An 18,695-nucleotide genomic window follows, 5' to 3' on the forward strand; every position below is an offset into this window, starting at 1 on the left:
GTTGAACGTAACTGCTTGAGCAGTAGGCGCGCTGATCACTGCAATAGCCGCCGCGATAGCACTGAGAGGCATGTGCCGCCCATAACGCATTGTTGTTGTTTTCATGGCAGTTCCACTGGGGTTGGTTAATGCGACCCAGAGCGGTCATGGATAGCGACTCTGCGACCCTGGCCCGGTAAACCAGAGGTTGGGTACCCAGAGCCTCTGTTCAGAGCGGCGTCGAAACGAACTCTGACCTCAAAGGCGCCTGTACCCCTGCTTAGGGCCGCCCCGACACCTCCTCGCGGACGATGAGCTGAAAGCGGTCATGAGCATGGTTACCAAGCACCATTAACGCAACCATAGTTGCTTTAATGCGGAAAGTAAACCACTCTGATCGTGCGCGCTGATCGCCAATCCGCAGCTAGGTAGGGGGATTTCGCACGGCTCGTTTAGATTCGGACACACAGGAACCAAGAGGCGAAGGCTCTGGCATGGGCCTTACCGTAGGGGGGCAGGTAGGTTGGGAGACTGACTTTCTATGCCCAAGTGCTAATGCAACAATCGTTGCTACAGCGATATGGAATTTAGTCAGGAGGTTCGATGAGTGATGCCGAGCAAGCTGGGGTGAGCAAACGTGCCCGCCCTGGAGGACGGGCTAGCCAAGTTGTTGCGGCCATTTACGCTGCCACGCTGGAAATTCTTGAGGAGGGAGGTTACGAGCGGTTGGAGCTGCCAGAGGTAGCTGCACGAGCAGGAGTCAACAAAACAACCGTCTATCGCCGCTGGCCAAGCAAAGCTGAGCTGGTTCTTGAGATTGCGTTGCTCCGCGTGAGACAGGATGTGCCGCTTCCTGATACCGGCACGCTACACGGTGATTTGAGCAAACTGATGTTGACCATAGCGGCAACACTTCAGTCGCCGCTGATAGCAGGTTTGCTACAGGCAGCAATGACGCAGGGGAATGGTATCGAGGCGATTAATCAAGCGCGGATTCAGTTCTGGTCAGAGCGATTCACCGTCAGTGGCCAGCTTGTCGAGCGAGCCATCGAACGGGGTGAGCTACCCACAGGTACAAGCCCTCGTCAGCTGCTTGAGCTGGCCTGCTCCCCCCTATTCTTCCGCAGCGTCGTCACCGGAGAGGCCTTTACTAAAGATGAAATATTCGAAATAGCCCGGCGCAGCATTCTTGCGTTCAAGAGCGCATAGGAACTACATCCGATAAAGCTGCCCCAAAGCCTCCTTATGCTGTCTCTGAGCAGATTAGCGCCATGGATGAGACGGGCTTTTCCTCGGATCACCGCATCAATCAAGCAAGGAGGCACAGGATTCACTCGACCCCTGACTCTAAAGTGACCCAATGGGTTACTAGAAGGTTATATGCGCAGAATAATAATTATCTTATCGTCGCTAATTGCAATCTCGACACCCTCACTTGCGGAGGAGTTAACTTGGTACACCTTGCCGATTGTTGGTCTCGCTGAACTAAAGGATGGCAAACCGTCTGATGGCGCAATATATGCTGTCCAAAAGCTGATTGAGTCCGAGCTTCCTCAACTTGAGCATCACTATATCGTAAGCGTCCCTAATCGCGTGATACATGAAATGTCCTCAGGTACGCCCCTCTGTACAACTATCGGGGTAAAACATCCTGACCGCGATGAGGTCGGTTACTTCGTGCCATTTGTCCCTGCTCTTCCGATGCATCTCGTTGTCCGGCCTGAGATTCAGGACCGCTTGCCGCTCACCAATGGGGTGGTCAGCTTTGAAAAGCTAATCCAAACAGAAGGCCTGCAGGGGGTAATCACTCCCGCGCGAACTTATTCTGCTGACTTATCTGCATTAATACTTTTAGCGAAGAAAGAGAAAAAGATAGCCTCTATCAGCAGCAATTCCATGGGTGGTAATTTGCTGTCCATGATCAGTTATGGCAGATATGACTACACCCTTGAATATCCTATTGTGGTCAGCCGAACCAATGAGTCCCAAAGCTCTTCCGCCAAACTTATCAGCATTCCTATAGCGGAAGGCATACACATGGGGCACGCCGGTTTTTATTGCACTCGCAGCAGCTGGGGGAAAAATATGGCACTCCAGTTGGATTCAGCAGTTCGCCGAATGGCGACTCATCCTGATCAGCTTATTGACTTATATCGAAGCACAAATGATGAGGAGATGGTCTCGCGATTTGAGCCACAGATCCGAGCCTATCTTCTAGAGCGCGCTAAAACTGCAACTGAACTCTAACCGGTCAGAAGAGCTAGTCAGCGAGCCTCCAAGCTAGCTCCATAGCTCCTTTCTACTGACCCAGCGCGGAAGCTCGTGAGCGGCAGCTAATGGCCGATTCTGTTGAAAAAGTCCCAGTGCAATTTCTGCCCACGAAATTGCGCGGCTGACATTGAAATCTGAGCAAATGCCGCCTCTGAACTACTCCAGATTTCGCGTGGCAGCACGCTAATCATCCGATTTTTAGAGACTGAGCAGGAGCCCCCGGCCAATGCCGACTTTTCAACAGAATCGGCCGGTAGCTGCCGTTCGTGGTGGTCTGCTTCTGGCCATAATGGCTCAGCAATTTTGGAGCTATTCTCGTCCACTTTTTTGAGGGTGACGCGGAATGCAGGACGAGGCATTTAGCTTTTTTCCCATTCCTTCAGCGGATGCTTGTGTCGGGTCGCAAAACGAACCGGCCATTTCCACCACTCAAGAATCTTCCGACCAATCCACGACTTCCCGTGAGTCCACTCGTCGATGCACTTGTGCTCTGCCAAGCTCTCAACACCAAGCTGACGCTCATCCCGTAGGTTAGATTCGAAGGTTGGCCAATATTGGAGTCGACGCTTGTAGCGCTCAGGTACTGAAAGGGCACCCACGTTGTCCGCAGTGAAGGTCCCATCAACGACGTCCAAATCAACCTGTGTGCCGTTCCAGTTCGAGAGCCTAAAGCCGAAGGCCTTGTAGAACCGATTGCGCTGCAGACGGTCGTTGTCATTCGAAGCATCAACTCCCGCAAGTGAACCTGGGTCGATCGCGTAGTGCGAAATCCCTCGCGCCAATAGCCAGTCAATCACACATGCCATGAGACTTGGCCCCAGGCCGGTGCCTCGCTTTTTCCATGATCAGTTGGCCGCTCGGCCCGAATTTCACTGTTTCGGTCTGGTGGCAGACCGTCACAGAGACTTGGTTGTAACAGGTGTGGAAGTTTGCGTTTATAGCCTGTCGGTGAGTGGCCCTTGCCCGGAAGAACTCGTATTGATCAGCGGGCCCCTGATCGAGACCAGTGTGGACGTGCTCAGTGATTACTGGTGTTACGATCCGGTAGGTACCAGCCTGGTACTCGTACACGAGTAGGTGCTGAACCTGGCAGAGCTTCTCCAGTCGATAGGCCGCATTTTTAAGTATTGCGCTTGTATGTACCATCAGTTTTCCTTTGCTACTGCAATCCAATGAGTTGCGCCGAATTTTCTAGACCTATCCTGTGTCTGCGCTTGGTGGCGGCGGCCTGGGGCTGACCGTACGCTATTGAAAGCAATCGCCCCCCGAATATCCGCTTTTGGCTGTGGGTTCAATCGGCAAATAGTAGTCTCCCGTATCCTGATATTGACATAATGGCCAAATGCCTCTATCAAGGGCAGTATTTCGACTATGCGCCCGCGATCTGACGGCTACGGCACATATGGCGGACAGCAACGCCTGTAATAGCTAGGTGTGTCGTGATCTAGATTATATTAACGATAAAATTAAAGTCATTGTTTGCAAACCCAATTAATGGAATAAAAATGGTTGCGATATTTGAACTAGTAAAAGACCCCTACGAGCGGAAAGCCAGAGTGATTCCTGGGCTTTTAGTTTCACTCCCGCTGCTCGTTCCTTTACTCTGTGTATATGGAGCAAAACACCCAATTCTTACGAGCGTAATAGGGCTCTTAGGAGGATGTGGTGCAATCTATGCGCTGGCGAGCGTAGCGCGAGGACGGGGAAAAAGGCTTGAGGAAAAACTCCTGAAGCAATGGGGCGGACTGCCAACAACATTAGCCTTGCGGCACCGTGATAAATTTTTAGATAGCATCAGTAAGCAGAGATACCACAAAGAAATCTTCTCAAAGCTAGGCATTGTTATGCCAAGTGCACAGGATGAGGCCTTGGATCCTGATAAAGCAGATGATATCTACATAGGCGCGACCAAACGCCTTAGGGAATTAACTAGGAACAACAAAAACTTACTACTCAAGGAGAATATTGCCTACGGTTTTCATCGAAACATGGTTGCAATGAAAATTGTCGGAATTTTGTCCTGCCTCTGTGGCTTAGGATACGGAGGGTTGATCGCCGGAGCCATTCGGGCTGAACCACCTTATTTTGAACCGATTCACTTGGTCAACCCAGGACTTGCATCGGGGCTGACAATCTTAATTTCGGCTTCTTTACTACTTGCCTGGCTATTTTATTTCGATAAGGACGCCGTCAAGCGAATGGGCTTTGTCTACGCAGAGCGCTTGTTCGAGTGTCTGGGCACATTGCCTACACCAAGGCCGAGAAAGACACCAACCAAAGCCGAAGCGTAGCCGAAATTTCGTATGAATTAATTGAGAAATGCAAACAGGATCATCACTTCTGCAAGGAGGCATAATGCCTACGATTAAAAGCTTGTCCGTTGGCAATGGTGACATGTTCTACATTCTTCATGGCGGGGATAATTTCACCATGATTGACTGTAATTTAACTGCTGAAAACTCTGATGAGATCATCGCAGAGTTAAAGGATGTGTCGAAGACAAAGGGGATGCATCGCTTCATTTGTACACACCCTGATGAAGATCATTTCAAAGGCATAGAGAAACTTGACGCCAAGCTTCCTATAACAAATTTCTACTGTGTGAAAAATAAAGCTAGAAAAGATGATCTGACCGACTCATTTCTTCATTACTGCGCCTTGAGGGATGGAGAAAAAGTTTTCTACCTTGAGAAGGGAGTTAAGCGAAAGTGGCTCAACGAAGGTGACACGGAGAGAGGCTCCTCCGGCGTCCAGGTTCTTTGGCCGGATACCTCTAACGAAGATTTTAAGGATGCTCTTCGTAAATGCGATGCTGGCGAAAGCTTCAATAATGTCTCCTGCGTATTAAGGTACTCGGTAGATGGAGGCGCAAGCTTCATGTGGCTCGGCGACCTTGAAACCGACTTCATGGAAAGTATCGCCGATGATATTGAGCTGAAAAAAACAACTGTGGTTTTTGCATCCCATCACGGCAGAGCATCAGGAAAGATTCCTGACTCTTGGCTCGAAAAGCTCGACCCTCAAATTATCGTGATTGGCGAGGCCCCATCGCGTCACCTTCACTATTACACTGGATACAATATTATCACCCAGAACAGCGCTGGCCACATCACAATGGACTGTGCGGGAGACAAGCTAGATATATATGTGACAAGTAATAATTATCACCGCGACTATCTTGAGAATCTCGGGAAGAATAGATTCCCAGGATACATAGGCTCGTTAGAGGTGGAGACTGAATATACGCTCTGAACAGGCATGGCCTCCCATTGGAGCATCAAGGGCGCCATGTATAGAGGATTTACATGCTGCTCTTGATTTCAGACGGCTACGGATGGACATGGATCATCCAGCAAACCTTGCTGCAGTATGGGTGCGGCCGGACCTTCGATCTAAATAGTCCTGCGCTTTAAGGTCGACCAGTGTCGGGCGGTGGGGGTGTAGAGACGCTATCAATGGGCAGTGGCGGCTCGCTAGCCCGCACCTGAGAGCTCCTCGATTTCTCGATTCCCCAAACCGCTTTTGCCACCTCCTCAATCTTCGCCACGAATTTGTCGACGTTAAAACCCGCGATGAATGCGAGCGCGAAGAAACCTATCTCGCTGGCGCCGGCATTTGAGCTCGATTCCAAGACGAGTAAACCGGCCTTGAGGAACAAATAGCTGACTGCCCCGGCTATGGTGCTGGTGAGGGGGCGAATGAAGTACCAGACATGCCAGTCGGGATCCCAGCGCTTGTAGACGCACTTGTTCAGATAGATCGCGCGGAAGCAGTACAACGCGCCACCTACATATGCGATAGCACCACACATGAGCGGCACACGTAGCGGTGCATACGGCGCAGGCAGCCAACCTAAACCCATAGCCCCTATTGAGTAAGTCGCGAAGACCAGCAATCCCGTTAGATAGATGATGATCACGAAGATCATCCACCCAGTTTTTGCTGGGGCTTGGGCTTGCGAGCTGCTGTCAGACATCTGGCTGTGACTCCCCTACGGGCAAGTGCTCTTCGATGCGAAGCATGACGATCTGCTGGCTCTCGTCGACCGGATCACCAGGATTAACGTTCAGGTTAAGGCGCCGATTGAGGTAGTAGAGCTGCGGCTTACGCGCTCGAATCTTGGTTTCTCCCTTCACCATCTGATAGTCATGCTCGATGGCACGACGCTTACTAAGCGAATAGGCAGGATTCGGGCCGATCACCACATCAACAAAGGTTTCCCACTCAGTGTCCGCAGGAACCGGTGAAGGGGGCACATGAGAGTCTAGGACTGACGCAATTCGCCCCAGTACGAAATCCTTGAATTTGTACTCCTTGAAGCAGAAAGCCCTCACATGCCACCTGAAGCCATCATGTGCGAAAGACGCCGGGTAGATGGTTCTCACGGTTGGCTCATCGAAATGCGTCATCGAGCGGTAGTCGACAGTCAGCGCCTCTTCCTTCTGCAAGGCCCTGATCACGTTGATGAGAATTTGCGGGTCTACCTGGCGGGTAGGTGACGGCAGGCTTGCTACAGGTGGCGCCCAACCTATGAAGCTATCACTGGCAGCGACAGTCCCAATCTCTCGCCACAACAACTCATTAAGGTAATGGCCACTGTCTGAACTGGTCAGCACAGGCTTGAAGGTAGGGGCCGCCACATAAGTCTTTTGCGTCCGGTCATAGACCATGTTGCCTGGAGCCAGCTCTTGATAGGCCGCCAGGTCCAATGACGCCTGAGGAACCGAGATCCTGAAGAACGCCGTCAGGTCTGATCGATTGAGACGCCCCTCCCAGTAGAGCCGGAAGTCAATGAACTCTAGGCGGCGGTCCTGCCCCCACCGACCTGTGCGCGCAGTCGGATTGCTCATTAGCGTACAGCCTTCGGAATTATGGGCATAAAAAATATTCGCATAGTATATAGACGGGTTGATTTTCTATACGTATCTTAACCGACGTGAAGGTTTTCTCAAGCTCGCACGGCGACCCGGGGAGGGACTTATGGCGGCGAAGATCACGTTTTTCCAAGTCGGCAATGGTGACATGGCCCTCGTGCGGCTTGCTGACACAAGCGTCACGACCATTCTTATTGACTGCAACATTCGCGTAGCAGCCGATAATCCGGACGACGACACCCCTGACGTTGCGAGCGCGCTCCGCAAGCGCTTGCTGAAAGATGGGGACTTGCGCCCCTATGTGGACGTGTTTCTTCTGAGCCATCCGGATCAGGACCACTGCCGTGGACTGGCCAAGCACTTCTGGCTTGGTAAGCCTTACGACTACCCAGACGACAACTTGCCTCAGGAAGAGAAGCGCATCCTTATTCGTGAGCTGTGGTCGTCCCCGCTGATCTTCAAACGCCGCTCGAAGAACCATACGCTTTGCGATGATGCGAAGGCTTTTGATAAAGAGGCACGCCGGCGGGTCGAGTATTGGAAGACCTATCGAAGCGCGGGAAGTGGAAACCGCATTCTTATCATGGGCGAGGACATCAACGGTAAGACCGATGAACTCCTCCCAATCGTTATCAAGTCGGGCGAGAAGTTCAGCCGAATCAATGGCGATGAATGCTTTGGCTTTTTCCGTGCCCATCTGCTTGCTCCTGCGCCGCATGATGAAGACGCCAATCTTGAAGAGCGCCTGGGTAAGAACGAATCCAGCGTGATCATGAACATCGAAATCTCTTCCGCCGCATACGCCAGTGCCAAAACTCGGTTCTTGGTCGGCGGCGACGCAGCGGTGCTGATCTGGGAGCGTATGTGGGAGCGCTTCAAGGACACCCCTGAAGTACTTGAGTACGACCTGCTACTCGCACCGCACCACTGCTCCTGGCGCACCCTGTCTTATGACAGCTGGTCGGAGAAGAAGGAGGACGCCGAGCTCAACGAGGGCGCGCGCAATGCCCTTGGCCAAGCTCGCAACGGCGCCACCATCATTGCGAGCAGCAAAGAGATTCTCGACGACGATATTGACCCGCCGAACATCCGTGCGAGACGCGAGTACAAAGACATCTTGAGCGATGTGGACGGCTGGTTTGGATGTACTGGTGATCTCAAAGATGAGGCCGTTATGGAGTTCACCGTGGAGCACGGAGGCAAAGTCAAAAAGGCTGCTGTGGCTGCTGCTTTGGCCGGGGCCACCACCACGTCGGTAGCGGCAGCTGCGGCCCCTCGGGCCGGTAGTAGTAAATGATCGAGTACTTTGTACTCGGAGAGCTGCTTGAAGCTCCCCAGGAAGGGGAGCTTTATCCCGAAACTGTAGCGCTTCTGAATGCTTTCAATGCGTGCCCTTACACTGAGGTTCGCGAACTGCGCTTCGAGGCAACTGAGTCGGTTCGAACCGACTATATCGTCATCGATGCGGGGGACGGCACAGTTGATGCCGGCAACCCGGCCGGGATTCGCCGCCAAGAACGCCTTGCGATAAGTATCAATCCTCAATACCGCGTTAAGGTGCTGGTTCATACCTTACGGAAGGATTTTCCGTCGCTCTCACATCAGCACGCGAGAGAACCTGGTCGTCCGCGAACGCTGTGTCTTTATGAGGCGAACTGGGCGACGGTTGAGCGGAGTTGGACAGCTCAACGCTTCATCGCGCGGATGTTCTGGTGGCTCAGAGATTCGGCGCAACTGAAGTTGCACCGAGATGACCAGCCGTTGGAGCAGCTCTTCTACATGAGCCCCTACCAGCTGATCCTTCCCGCGAACTACGCCGAATACGCAACAGCAGGTGGGAAAACGCTTTCGATTGGAAGAGCCAGCGTAGGCGAATCCGTGATGCTGCGTGCCTTTCCATCCAATGGCGAGGAATTGCAATCCAAAGCAATGCGGGTCGTATCCATCCAAGTTCCATCAGTAGATTCAACATCTGTTGTCAGCACACCAGAAACGCTTGGTGAGCTTCAAGATCAGCTGAAGATCTGGGGTAGTGAGCTTGGGCAGCAGCTGTATGAGTATGTTTATGAAGCCATCGCTGAAGGAGTGAAGCCCTCGCAGGGTATTGGGGAAGGAATCTTGGTCCTTATATGGGTTCCCCGTACCAGGCAGGGTGATTATGAGCGGATGGATGTATTGGGTTACATGATGCGGGCTTCTCTTTTCGAGCTCGCTAAATCATTCGACATGCTAGGCCTGCCCGACCCACAAGGGCATTGCTTGCGCATACAACTGGTTGGGAGGGAGCACGGCACTGCCTGGCAATCCCTTGAGCTAGTACCAGTAGAGGTGCGGCCTGCACTCACAGCCAAGATGGCACGGGACCTATCAGCTATCGCAGCTGAAGGAGCTGGGTTCAGTGGCGTTTTAGCCGGCGTAGGTGCGCTTGGCGGCGCACTGGCTGACTTGTGGATCCGTCAGGGATGGGGACATTGGACATTCATCGATCCTGACACTTTGATGCCGCACAACCTCAGCCGCCACGTAACGTTCGACTACGGAATTGGTCAATCGAAAGTCAGCGTCATGCAAAATCACGTAGCGAACATCTACCCAGAGGAGCCCCCACCTGGAGCTATCGCGAAGAGCATCTTGTCGCAGGACGCAGACGTGCTCAACACCTTGAAAGAAGCCCAACTGGTAGTAGACGTGACAACCACCCTCGAAGCACCCCGCGAGCTCGCCCGCGATCCAAATACTCCGCGCATAGCGAGTCTATTCCTGACACCTTCAGGGCTTTCTAGCGTAATGATTCTTGAGGATCAGGCTCGACAGCTGCGCGTTGATGGATTGGAAGGACAGTACTATCGGGCAATCCTCAGCAATGACTGGGGCCGTGCACACCTTGCAAATCACTTCGGCGATCGGTGGGTAGGTGGCGGCTGCCGGGACATTTCGGTACGCATTGCTAATGAGTGTGTCCACCTACATGCCGGCGTCCTTTCGCGGCAATTGAGACAATCAGTAGCAAACCCCGAAGCGCGCATCTGTACTTGGACCTATGAGGAACAGTCGGGTGCAGTCGCATCTCATGAGGTTTCCATATCTGAAGTTTTAACAACGACTTCGAACGGCTGGACTATCAAATACGACGCAGGGCTCGTCGATAAGCTCAGGCAAGCGCGTATAGCTGCACTGCCCAATGAAACCGGCAGCTCCATCGTAGGCGTGACCGATCTAAAGGCAAAAACACTCGTGATCGTAGACGTGCTACCTACACCTCCTGACAGCCAATCCAGCCCAACACACTTCATTAGGGGCGAGGCAGGACAGCAGGAAGAGCTTGAAAAGGTACTGGATAGAACAGCGCGCGTGGTGGACTACCTAGGCGAGTGGCACTCACATCCGGATGGCGTGTCAGCACAGCCCAGCAAAGAAGATGAGGCACTGCTCAATACTGTGCATCGCAAGATGAGCGCGGAAGGGCTGCCAGCTCTGATGATGATTGTCGCGAAGAGCGATATTTCTCTTACTGTGCAGTAAACGCCCTCGAGGCCAGGCGTTGTCTGGCTTCGAGGTCGGTCTCTTACTGCAGCCAGCCTTCTACGGTCTCAGCACCGTATTTTTCCTTCCAAACCTTCAATACTTTGTGGTTACCACCTTTGGTCTCCACTACCTCGCCAGTCTCTGGATTCTTGTAAACCTTTAGCTGACGTTTACGACGCTGGCCTTGTGGGACAGAAACTGCCACCGCGACGCTTGTCCGTGCTTGCGGATCCAAGATGCTGATGATGTTTTTCAGGCTAAAGCCATACTCGGCTAGCAGAGCGCGGAGCTTTTCTTCGAATTCAATTTCGCGCTTCAGTTCACCATCATTCTTCAGATGATCGAGCTGCTTTAGCTGAGCAGCCAACTGTGCTTCGAGCGCTTTAAATTCAGCGAGTTTTGACATATGTAAACCTTCGTTAGCAAAGCAGATAGACCCGTTCAGCTACTCTACCTAGATTCCTTAGTTAGTAAAGCTCTATCAAGCTTAGCAGAACGATGCTTTCCCTATCACGACTGTACAGCGAGTCACCAACCCACATATATCACACTCAGCCTTAATTACAGCCAATACGTGAAGATCAATAATCACGTATTACAGCAAGCCTACCGCTAATACTTTCAACCTCAGCTATAAACTCACTAAACCCTCCATAAAGCTTAAATCCTTTATACAGTATATCACTTGAAAAGCTAGATAGAGACTCACCCGTACAACTGTTATTTAAACCTCGAAAAATAGCAAAAGACGCTTTTGAGCGACGGCCAACATCATTCTCTAAATTTAATATCTCACTATCAGGAAGAATGGAAATTTTACGACCTATGGCCTTCACCGCCGCACTTCTGGATATATAGTAATTATAGCCACAAACATCGCGATAAAACCTAGATTTATTAAACTCATCTGTATCATTGTTCGCTACAGAACTGCATTCACTAAACATACGCCCATTGCACCCTACCCACATAGACCCAAAAGTATGTTTTGCATAGTGGAAGGGCATAGAGCAAAACGGGCACTCGCCGATAAGCTTCACATTATGCTTAGCGCATACTTTAACATCATAAGCGTGGGATCTCTTCCAATAGGAAAACCCAAGTAGATCGATATCTTCACGCACGCAATCTGGACAGAAATACCCTAGCGCACTATCTAAATCTCTACGGTCTTCCCAAGCCCCACCGTACTGATCTAATGAATAATTACGCTGATCTTCATCTCGGATGATTATCCGCTCTACCATATAGGTATGATTATACAGAAGACGATTTAACCCAAATTTCTCTTCCCAACCCAATTCTTCAGCTACATATTTAACACGCTTGGAATTAATTGCCCGCCTAAGAGCATAACCAAGGTTCTCTTTATTAAATCCTTTAGGATTAATTAGGATATTTCGTGCAATGAACGAACGGACAGACTCTTCACTTTGAATTCGAAAAAGCATGATGGGCAATAGAATTCGGGAACCCAGCCGCAAGACTAGGTTTGAGATGGCAAAACCAGCCTGTCGCAGGAAGGGGCCGGTGATAATTTCTTCCTGCGACAGTTTTTATTTTTTCGCGACAGTTTTTATTTTCAAAAACTAGTTGATGTCGGTGGAGCGCTATTGCGATAATAGGCACATGTGCCTATTATCGCGCCATCGCACAGAGGAGTTCCCACACATGAACCACCCTATCCAACCGTTGACCGTTGACTCCCAAGGCACGCTGCGCTTCAAAGCGAATGCCATCGTGAGTTACTTGCTCGACAATGGCGGCATCGACATGAATATGCTGGCCATCAAAGACTTCAGCGTTGAAGACCGCGAGCAGTTCGCTCAACTGACCGGCTACAGCCTCAATGGCTTCGGTGAACTGAGCTACGTCCGGATGGAAACCTATGCCGCCGCGGCGCTCATGGCCGAGACCGGGGTGTCGGAGGCCCAGGCCCGTATCGCGTACCTGGAAGAGGAATTGGCGAGCCTGCGTAATGCGCTCCGTGAGCCTGTAGCCAGACTCTTTGGGATCCATCCAGACGATATTCCGCAGCAGCCATGAGGCTCGCACATCAAGCCAGCGTAACCCTCAGCGCTGCTGATCTGTTCAGCAACTGGGGATTCGCCGACGGCAGCGTTTTGGATGACGTGCTGTATGACGTTGAGGATCAGTGCCCTGCTCTGGTTTCTGATGAAGCGCTGGGCAATGGTGATGGGCGCTCATTTTCGTTTGCCCATGCGGTGCTGATCCGACTCGTCGAGGAGTGCCTGCTTCCATCGCTACCTCGAAAAATCCAAACCTACCGCATCCCGTCTACTCACAGCCCGATAAGGGCTGAAGAGTACGAGAGCCCTGAGGGGCTATTGGATACCGCAGTCACGATCCCTGCAGACAAGGTGATCGAGATCGCTCTTCAGATAGCCTCCGTGCAGGTTGGGCTTTCCGAACCGCCCCACTCCTTCAGCCCCTGACTGATTTTCCCATTCAGACATGACCAGGCTTCGGCATCTGGCCGAATGGCACGGCCGTGAGCGGCGTCGGCATAGCCGAGGCGAGCCAGGCGCTGCGCGCGGTAGGTAAGTCGATGAGCATTGCTCCAAGGAAGGCCAGCTGCGTACCGCTTGCGGCCGACCATATAGGGCACCTCGACATTGATCGAATAGTGCGTGGAGGCCTCTTGACGCAAGCGTGCAACATAGCTATCCAGCAGATCCCTGCGCATACCGGTCACTTGGGCCCCGCCGGCGGGCACAACGTTAAGCCGTCAGTGGTTGGGCGATTATGTTCGTCAATGAGCCCTCGTCTGCGCAAAGCTATCAGCGTCTGAATGCGGGCGCCGTGTTCGGACCGGCCGGAACAGCCATGGTCGTGCGGCTTGCCATCGCAAAGCCCCTGAAGAACCCAGCGCATATTGGCACTCAGTCGAGTGGCCTGCTTTGGGTGCGCACTCATACTGCAGTCGCCTTCTGCTCCGGTCTGATCAGCCAGCGGTCGCCATCGTGGTGGGCGATCAGCTTGCCGTCGGCGTCGAAATACTTCACTCGCCACATAGGATGGCAGTTATGAACGTGCTTGCCGTACTTGAGTTTGTTGGTGAACACAACGTCCAGGTTCGCGCTGTCGTTCATACCCTGGATCGTGCCGATGCCCCCATCAACCTCGACCATCATCCCGATCTGAGCGAACTCAATACCGCGGTGGCGGATCATGTCCTTGATGAATTGCTGTGCCTTACTCAGCTTCTTGGCGGTTGCGGCCATTCTTGGTTCCCTCGAATTGATTGATCATTAGGTTTTGCCGCAGGCTCACATGCTTCGCGGAATACTGCCATGCCGGCGTCGGTCATCACTGACGCCCAGTGCCCCCAGTTCTTCCATGGAGCGGCCCAGCCTTTGCGGTACAACGCCCGGATCGCCGGCACATGCTGCCGAGCCGTGATGATCTCCGGGTGCTCCGGGCTGAATTGATCAAGCTCATTCAGCAGGCAAGGGCCCGGGTAACTTCGTGCGAGAAATCGCATAACGGCTATTTGACGTGCTGTCGGCTTGCTCATAGCGAGTCGCCCCTCCTTATTCGCTAACCAGTTCCCAGCCGGTGCTGTGCTTGTACATGCGACGGATGGAGACGGTGGTCTTGCTTCCGAGTTGACCACGAGCGTAATGCTGCATCTTGGCCTTCCCGTCTTCGACGGCAATCACCTTGCACTGCCGTCCATAGGAGCGCTTATCTAGGTCTTTCCAGACCTGCCCGGGCTTAACCTCAACCCCTTCCTTCGTGATGTTGTCAGGCGTCGTCATCGCTTGTTTTCCTGCTCTCGTCAGCTGCAAAGTAAGCCTCTTGGATCACATTCTTCCGCAGCCTCCACCGGTGACCGCATTTCACGCACCGACCATCAACCTGCCCCGTCGCCTGTGGGGACTCCTCACTCAGACGATCCGCTAGCCTTCCACCGCGAACCTCATACAGGTCGCTCACCGTGAAGTGCTCATAGAGGTTAACGTCCGTTGAGCGGCAGGCTGGGCAACGACAATAAATCGGATCCCCCTTCTTCACTGCGAGCGTTCCCCAGCTGATCAAACAGGCTGAAACTCTTCCCCATTGAGGAAGAGCGCGATGGTTTCGTCATGCTGGCCCCAGATGGCGATCGGAGTGCACGTCGCGTCGCTGGCCATGCGCCGGGCCTCCTCCCGTGCCAGGAGGATCCCTTTGACCGCGGGATCGCCTGGTAGAGGCTGGAGGAAGTTTCCAACGCGGTACAGCGTTTCGTCGTTGCCGGCGGAGGCCATACTCAACTCCCGTCCCTGGTTGCCAGTACGCGGGCATCAACCTGAGCCAGGTCAGCTGGTAGCTCGATGCTGGCAAGCTTGAGCAGGACCGCTGCGGTCGACTTCACGCCATCAGTGGTTTTCTGCATCTTGCCCAGGTGTACGCAGCGACCCTGCCAGTCAGGATGGTCCTTGGCCGGCGAGATACCCTGCAGCATTACCAGGCGCATCCACTTGGCTCGATCCGGCGTGATCAGCTTCGCATCACGCTCCGCGGCCGTCAGGTAGGTGCCATGGAAAAGCGCCACGCGCGCGAACATGCCCAGAGCCTCAAGAAACACGGCATGTCCGATAACGAATTGCTCACGTACATCGAACGCCGGGATCTGCGCCTGCAGCATGGAATTCCATTGAGGAATGTGGTTGCTGCACTCCTCCATGAAGCGGACGACGAACCCACTGATCTCGCCGAGGTGTTCCTTATCGATCAAGCCAATCGTCTTGTCGCCAACGCCCGTCAGGAGGGTGACGAAGCGCTTGAAGGAGACGAGGCTCCACAGCTTGTAAGAGCGAGCCCCGGGGTTCGCGTTTTCAAAGTCGATCCGGCGCTTCACATCCGGCATGGCCGCCAGCAAATCCAGCACCCAGGCATTGAATGGGTTGCGGTGGTCGTACAGCGCATTGATCGAGCTGCTCGGCTTCACCTGGCGGCTGTTGATGTCCGAGAAGATCTGCTGGCTGCGCTTGAGCCCTTGGTCGAAGTGGATCTGGACCGGTGCGGTTTCGTGCTGGAAGCCAGCGTCTGCCTTCAGGCATAGCTCGATCGCATAGCGCCGGTGCTGGCCGTCGTTGATGAGCATGGTAGCGTCCATGGGGATGTAGAGAGTCCCCAGGCGGTCGTTACCCTCGACCGGCTCGAAACACATGGCCTTGTCAACGCTGGCCGTCAGGGACGGCAGCACATAGTCATCCCGATTCGACAGCATGTATTCACTGATGCCCTGGGCGCGCTTGGGGTTCAGGGTGCGTTGCGCGCGGAGCTCCGCGGGCACCTGCTCGTCATCGAATACGAACATCTTCGCCAGCACGCCGTAGGGCACCTGGGTCAGGTAGAACTCTTTGCCTGCCTGGACGCCGCGCACAGCTGGCACGCTGAAGGTGAGTTGGTTGCGCAGCGAGTTGACGCTCTGTTGCGCCTCGAAGCCACGAGCCTTGCGTTGTGCCATTTCTTGAGTCCACAGTACATGCTCGGCATGCTTCTGCCGTACTTCGGACTCGTACATATCGCGCAGCTGCTCAAGAGTCAGCCCGAGGTCAAACAAAATCAGCCCGGCACTTTCGGCATACACGTCTGGCTTGCCGGTCAATTCTTCCGCCAGGATCGCCTGCATCAGGCGGAAGCCCTTGTCACGGATCTGTTGCTTCTCTGCCTCAAGCACCAGATCCTCGCGGACATCACCTTTCTTCAGTCCATCAGCGCAATGGACGGCTACAAAGTCGTCCTCCTTCCAACTTGCGTTGCTCTTGGTATTCAGCTTCCGCGCGTTATCGCGGGCAGAGAAGGAATCGCGATGCAAAGAGACCACTTCACCGCGCTGATAGGTGGTCCGCTTCAGCGTCAGATCGCGGGTTGTCACGACTGCATGATGCATGGAAATCAGCCCTTCTGACGCTTGAGTTGGTCGACCAGCTGGGTCGGCAGCCCGCGGACGAGGAGCGTGTTGCGCTCCTCGTCAAACTCGACCTTCGAGCCCAGCAGGTGGGCTTCGAAACTGATCGACAGGCCCTCGGCCCTTCCGGTGAAACGCCGGAATTGATTGAGCGTGCGCTTATCCGCGGGGAATTCGGGGGACATCCCGTAATCCTTGTTGCGGATGTGGTCGTAGAACGCCCGAGGACGGTCTTCATCGATCAGGCCGGACAGCTCATCCAGGGTGATCGGCGCGCCCATCTTGGCCTGCGAGGATGCATAGTCGACCAAGATGCCGGTCTTCTCGCGCGCGGCTTCTTCGGGGAGATCTTCGCTCTCCACGAAGTCGCTGAAGGCTTTGAGCAACGTGCGAGTCTCGCCGGGGGCGTCAACCCCCTCCTGGCAGCCAATGAAGTCGCGGAAGTAGTCCGAGACCTTCTTCCCGTTCTTGCCTTTGATGAACGAGATGTACTGCTTGGACTGCTTGTTGTTCTGCCACTCGCTGAGATTGATGCGCGCGGCCAGGTGCAACTGGCCGAGGTCCAGGTGTTTGGCCGGAGTGAGTTCGAGCGTGTCGGTCACCGCCACGCCATCGCTGTGCAGCAGCAGAGCAATGGTCAGGTAGTCGGTCATGCCCTGCTGATAGTGGGCGAAGAGAACGTGCCCGCCGGTGGACAGGTTGGACTCTTCCATCAGTTTCTGCAGCTGCTCCACAGATTGGCGGCTGAAGGTCGTGAAGTCCTGCTCGCCACTGAGGTAGGCCTTCAGCCAGCCACTGAATGGGTATGCGCCGGACTCCTCATGGAAGAAGCCCCAGGCCTTGCCCTGCTTGGCGTTGTAGCTCTCGTTGAGATCGGCCAGCAGATTCTCCATTGCGTCCGATGAGGCTAGTTCGCTGTCGCGAGCATGCAGCACTGCAGGATTGCCGTCGGGCTTCTTGTCGATCAGGTGAACAATGCTGTGGCGGATGGGCATGTTGCCAACTCCTGTGTAATGGTCAGGAGTAGACTAGAAGTATCTAAACGTAATTGCAATAGTAAACAACTGCACAAACAGCGCTTTCGGACCTGCGTGCGCCCTATGCACCGTGCATAGGTGAGCAGGCATGAGCTCGCTATCAGCGAACGATCAGGCCATCCTCCCAGGGATCAATGATCGGCGGACAGGAAAGCCAAGGCCCCATCTCCTCGCGAAGCTCACTATCGCGCCTCTTTGGCTGGCCCTTAGGTTTCTCCATCTTCTCGGGCGGCATTGGCTTTTGCTTCTTCATGGAGCTCAACTCCTAGTGCGTGAGCAGGCGCAACAGCGCAAAGGCTGCGAGGTGCGCGGGATAGAATAGGTAACCCCACCGCCCAACCGGGGGCGGGAGGAATTGGACGCGCTGTCGCAGTAACCACAAGCCGAACACAGGGGCCACAAATGCCGCTCCCATCATCAGCAGAACAAACGGCTCGCCATCGGACGCCAATGCTGGAACACCGGGTATCAGCAGATTGGCCGTTACACAGAGGGTTGCGGCGCAGCAGGCCCAGAAAGCCCGGGCCCAGCCCGTAGCCGTGATGGCTCCCACCATAGCCGCGGGAATCAGCACAGCGCTCGCGTGGTAGCCAAGCCGGCTGCTGGCGGCGATCGTAAACATGAGGCCAATGATTCCCAGCGAAACCGCGTGGCCTCGGTGATGAACCGCCAGGGCAATAAGAAGGGCAGGAAGAAGCAGCCACATGATGTTCAGCCCAGGGCCGAACAGGGCCTGATACGGAGCCTGGCTGATCACTGCGAATACGATCAAAGAGATGACATAGCGCCGGTTCTGCGCCCAGGGCGCTTCCCCTTTGGCTTGCCGAGTGACATTCGCCGCCATCGCGAGGCAGAAAAGGGGCAGCGCCATGCGACCTGGAACCGTCAGCGGTTCAGCTGCAGGCCAGACGGCGCGCAGGTGGTCCAGAACCATCAGGATGATGGCAAGCCACTTGATGAGATCGAGCGATCGAATGCGTCCAGAGCCATCTGCGTCGACCGCTGCTTGAATCGGCACCTGAGCATTGAGCGTTTTCATGTCCACCATCGGGCAAGGCGCCGAAGGCCCTGCAGCATTGCTTTATGATA

Annotated in this window: 21 protein-coding genes; 8 read left to right on the forward strand and 13 right to left on the reverse strand. The window is 54.0% G+C overall.

Annotated features, from left to right (window positions below):
- Positions 1-582 precede the first annotated feature (582 nt).
- Together IB232_RS21285 and IB232_RS21290 are read left to right on the forward strand one after the other, a co-directional pair.
- On the forward strand, positions 583-1,188 hold the full coding sequence (locus IB232_RS21285) for a TetR/AcrR family transcriptional regulator (protein ID WP_192400564.1): 606 nt from the start codon (positions 583-585) through the stop codon (positions 1,186-1,188).
- 171 nt (positions 1,189-1,359) lie between these two features.
- Positions 1,360-2,226, forward strand: coding sequence for a hypothetical protein (locus IB232_RS21290; protein ID WP_192400565.1), 867 nt, complete (start codon positions 1,360-1,362; stop codon positions 2,224-2,226).
- 86 nt (positions 2,227-2,312) lie between these two features.
- On the opposite strand, the gene IB232_RS21295 is transcribed toward IB232_RS21290, so the two are convergent.
- Both IB232_RS21295 and IB232_RS21300 read right to left on the reverse strand, forming a co-directional pair.
- Positions 2,313-2,609, reverse strand: coding sequence for a hypothetical protein (locus IB232_RS21295; RefSeq protein ID WP_192400566.1), 297 nt, complete (start codon positions 2,607-2,609; stop codon positions 2,313-2,315).
- Positions 2,610-3,056, reverse strand: a complete 447-nt coding sequence (locus IB232_RS21300; RefSeq protein WP_192400567.1) for a hypothetical protein — start codon at positions 3,054-3,056, stop codon at positions 2,610-2,612.
- A 699-nt stretch (positions 3,057-3,755) separates the two neighbouring features.
- Here IB232_RS21300 and IB232_RS21305 point away from each other — a divergent pair.
- Complete coding sequence (locus IB232_RS21305) at positions 3,756-4,541, forward strand: hypothetical protein (protein ID WP_192400568.1); 786 nt, start codon at positions 3,756-3,758, stop codon at positions 4,539-4,541.
- Between the two features lie 64 nt (positions 4,542-4,605).
- Entirely contained in the window at positions 4,606-5,502 is an 897-nt protein-coding gene (locus tag IB232_RS21310; protein ID WP_192400569.1) for a ComEC/Rec2 family competence protein, read from the forward strand.
- A gap of 157 nt (positions 5,503-5,659) precedes the next feature.
- Here IB232_RS21310 and IB232_RS21315 read toward each other — a convergent pair whose 3' ends face one another.
- Entirely contained in the window at positions 5,660-6,226 is a 567-nt protein-coding gene (locus IB232_RS21315; RefSeq protein ID WP_225592468.1) for a hypothetical protein, read from the reverse strand.
- Positions 6,219-7,100 carry a WYL domain-containing protein gene (locus tag IB232_RS21320; RefSeq protein WP_192400570.1) on the reverse strand — a complete coding sequence of 294 codons (882 nt, stop codon included), beginning with the start codon at positions 7,098-7,100 and terminating at the stop codon, positions 6,219-6,221. Before IB232_RS21320 ends, IB232_RS21315 begins: the two co-directional genes overlap by 8 nt.
- A 130-nt stretch (positions 7,101-7,230) precedes the next feature.
- On the opposite strand from IB232_RS21320, the gene IB232_RS21325 reads away from it, so the two are divergent.
- Together IB232_RS21325 and IB232_RS21330 are read left to right on the forward strand one after the other, a co-directional pair.
- Positions 7,231-8,421 carry a metallohydrolase gene (locus IB232_RS21325; RefSeq protein WP_192400571.1) on the forward strand — a complete coding sequence of 397 codons (1,191 nt, stop codon included), beginning with the start codon at positions 7,231-7,233 and terminating at the stop codon, positions 8,419-8,421.
- On the forward strand, positions 8,418-10,646 hold the full coding sequence (locus IB232_RS21330) for a ThiF family adenylyltransferase (RefSeq protein ID WP_192400572.1): 2,229 nt from the start codon (positions 8,418-8,420) through the stop codon (positions 10,644-10,646). The genes IB232_RS21325 and IB232_RS21330 overlap by 4 nt, the downstream gene beginning before the upstream one ends.
- A gap of 43 nt (positions 10,647-10,689) precedes the next feature.
- Here the strand turns inward: IB232_RS21330 and IB232_RS21335 are convergent, their stop codons facing one another.
- Both IB232_RS21335 and IB232_RS21340 read right to left on the reverse strand, forming a co-directional pair.
- The gene (locus IB232_RS21335) at positions 10,690-11,055 is read right to left on the reverse strand and encodes a histone-like nucleoid-structuring protein, MvaT/MvaU family (protein WP_192400573.1); all 366 of its coding nucleotides are present in this window, start codon (positions 11,053-11,055) and stop codon (positions 10,690-10,692) included.
- A 175-nt stretch (positions 11,056-11,230) separates the two neighbouring features.
- Positions 11,231-12,109, reverse strand: coding sequence for a hypothetical protein (locus IB232_RS21340; RefSeq protein ID WP_192400574.1), 879 nt, complete (start codon positions 12,107-12,109; stop codon positions 11,231-11,233).
- Positions 12,110-12,320: 211 nt separating this feature from the next.
- On the opposite strand from IB232_RS21340, the gene IB232_RS21345 reads away from it, so the two are divergent.
- Positions 12,321-12,695: a hypothetical protein gene (locus IB232_RS21345; RefSeq protein ID WP_192400575.1), complete on the forward strand. Its 375-nt coding sequence runs from the start codon at positions 12,321-12,323 to the stop codon at positions 12,693-12,695.
- Positions 12,692-13,105, forward strand: coding sequence for a hypothetical protein (locus tag IB232_RS21350; protein ID WP_192400576.1), 414 nt, complete (start codon positions 12,692-12,694; stop codon positions 13,103-13,105). Before IB232_RS21345 ends, IB232_RS21350 begins: the two co-directional genes overlap by 4 nt.
- A gap of 477 nt (positions 13,106-13,582) precedes the next feature.
- Here IB232_RS21350 and IB232_RS21355 read toward each other — a convergent pair whose 3' ends face one another.
- The 7 genes from IB232_RS21355 to IB232_RS21385 all read right to left on the reverse strand — a co-directional run bounded on the left by IB232_RS21355 (position 13,583) and on the right by IB232_RS21385 (position 18,645).
- On the reverse strand, positions 13,583-13,894 hold the full coding sequence (locus IB232_RS21355) for a hypothetical protein (protein WP_192400577.1): 312 nt from the start codon (positions 13,892-13,894) through the stop codon (positions 13,583-13,585).
- A 309-nt stretch (positions 13,895-14,203) separates the two neighbouring features.
- Positions 14,204-14,431, reverse strand: coding sequence for a DUF6354 family protein (locus IB232_RS21360; RefSeq protein ID WP_192400578.1), 228 nt, complete (start codon positions 14,429-14,431; stop codon positions 14,204-14,206).
- Positions 14,432-14,707: 276 nt separating this feature from the next.
- Positions 14,708-14,920 (reverse strand): hypothetical protein, encoded by a 213-nt coding sequence (locus tag IB232_RS21365; RefSeq protein WP_192400579.1) that lies wholly within the window; start codon positions 14,918-14,920, stop codon positions 14,708-14,710.
- Between the two features lie 2 nt (positions 14,921-14,922).
- The gene (locus IB232_RS21370; protein WP_192400580.1) at positions 14,923-16,551 is read right to left on the reverse strand and encodes a DNA sulfur modification protein DndB; all 1,629 of its coding nucleotides are present in this window, start codon (positions 16,549-16,551) and stop codon (positions 14,923-14,925) included.
- A 5-nt stretch (positions 16,552-16,556) separates the two neighbouring features.
- Entirely contained in the window at positions 16,557-17,564 is a 1,008-nt protein-coding gene (gene yejK / locus IB232_RS21375; RefSeq protein WP_192400581.1) for a nucleoid-associated protein YejK, read from the reverse strand.
- Between the two features lie 142 nt (positions 17,565-17,706).
- Complete coding sequence (locus IB232_RS21380) at positions 17,707-17,859, reverse strand: hypothetical protein (protein ID WP_192400582.1); 153 nt, start codon at positions 17,857-17,859, stop codon at positions 17,707-17,709.
- Between the two features lie 12 nt (positions 17,860-17,871).
- Entirely contained in the window at positions 17,872-18,645 is a 774-nt protein-coding gene (locus tag IB232_RS21385) for a TraX family protein (protein WP_192400583.1), read from the reverse strand.
- Between the last annotated feature and the right edge of the window lie 50 nt (positions 18,646-18,695).

Source organism: Pseudomonas sp. PDM15 (genome assembly GCF_014851565.1).
In the GTDB taxonomy this organism is placed as follows: domain Bacteria; phylum Pseudomonadota; class Gammaproteobacteria; order Pseudomonadales; family Pseudomonadaceae; genus Aquipseudomonas.

What these genes read in the sequence shown, in the direction of transcription:
- IB232_RS21285 (WP_192400564.1), top strand. Translation starts at nt 583, where the DNA reads ATGAGTGATGCCGAGCAAGCTGGGGTGAGCAAACGTGCCCGCCCTGGA.
- IB232_RS21290 (WP_192400565.1), top strand. Translation starts at nt 1,360, where the DNA reads ATGCGCAGAATAATAATTATCTTATCGTCGCTAATTGCAATCTCGACA.
- IB232_RS21295 (WP_192400566.1), bottom strand. Translation starts at nt 2,609, where the DNA reads ATGCCTCGTCCTGCATTCCGCGTCACCCTCAAAAAAGTGGACGAGAAT.
- IB232_RS21300 (WP_192400567.1), bottom strand. Translation starts at nt 3,056, where the DNA reads ATGGCATGTGTGATTGACTGGCTATTGGCGCGAGGGATTTCGCACTAC.
- IB232_RS21305 (WP_192400568.1), top strand. Translation starts at nt 3,756, where the DNA reads ATGGTTGCGATATTTGAACTAGTAAAAGACCCCTACGAGCGGAAAGCC.
- IB232_RS21310 (WP_192400569.1), top strand. Translation starts at nt 4,606, where the DNA reads ATGCCTACGATTAAAAGCTTGTCCGTTGGCAATGGTGACATGTTCTAC.
- IB232_RS21315 (WP_225592468.1), bottom strand. Translation starts at nt 6,226, where the DNA reads ATGTCTGACAGCAGCTCGCAAGCCCAAGCCCCAGCAAAAACTGGGTGG.
- IB232_RS21320 (WP_192400570.1), bottom strand. Translation starts at nt 7,100, where the DNA reads ATGAGCAATCCGACTGCGCGCACAGGTCGGTGGGGGCAGGACCGCCGC.
- IB232_RS21325 (WP_192400571.1), top strand. Translation starts at nt 7,231, where the DNA reads ATGGCGGCGAAGATCACGTTTTTCCAAGTCGGCAATGGTGACATGGCC.
- IB232_RS21330 (WP_192400572.1), top strand. Translation starts at nt 8,418, where the DNA reads ATGATCGAGTACTTTGTACTCGGAGAGCTGCTTGAAGCTCCCCAGGAA.
- IB232_RS21335 (WP_192400573.1), bottom strand. Translation starts at nt 11,055, where the DNA reads ATGTCAAAACTCGCTGAATTTAAAGCGCTCGAAGCACAGTTGGCTGCT.
- IB232_RS21345 (WP_192400575.1), top strand. Translation starts at nt 12,321, where the DNA reads ATGAACCACCCTATCCAACCGTTGACCGTTGACTCCCAAGGCACGCTG.
- IB232_RS21350 (WP_192400576.1), top strand. Translation starts at nt 12,692, where the DNA reads ATGAGGCTCGCACATCAAGCCAGCGTAACCCTCAGCGCTGCTGATCTG.
- IB232_RS21355 (WP_192400577.1), bottom strand. Translation starts at nt 13,894, where the DNA reads ATGGCCGCAACCGCCAAGAAGCTGAGTAAGGCACAGCAATTCATCAAG.
- IB232_RS21360 (WP_192400578.1), bottom strand. Translation starts at nt 14,431, where the DNA reads ATGACGACGCCTGACAACATCACGAAGGAAGGGGTTGAGGTTAAGCCC.
- IB232_RS21365 (WP_192400579.1), bottom strand. Translation starts at nt 14,920, where the DNA reads ATGGCCTCCGCCGGCAACGACGAAACGCTGTACCGCGTTGGAAACTTC.
- IB232_RS21370 (WP_192400580.1), bottom strand. Translation starts at nt 16,551, where the DNA reads ATGCATCATGCAGTCGTGACAACCCGCGATCTGACGCTGAAGCGGACC.
- yejK (WP_192400581.1), bottom strand. Translation starts at nt 17,564, where the DNA reads ATGCCCATCCGCCACAGCATTGTTCACCTGATCGACAAGAAGCCCGAC.
- IB232_RS21380 (WP_192400582.1), bottom strand. Translation starts at nt 17,859, where the DNA reads ATGAAGAAGCAAAAGCCAATGCCGCCCGAGAAGATGGAGAAACCTAAG.
- IB232_RS21385 (WP_192400583.1), bottom strand. Translation starts at nt 18,645, where the DNA reads ATGAAAACGCTCAATGCTCAGGTGCCGATTCAAGCAGCGGTCGACGCA.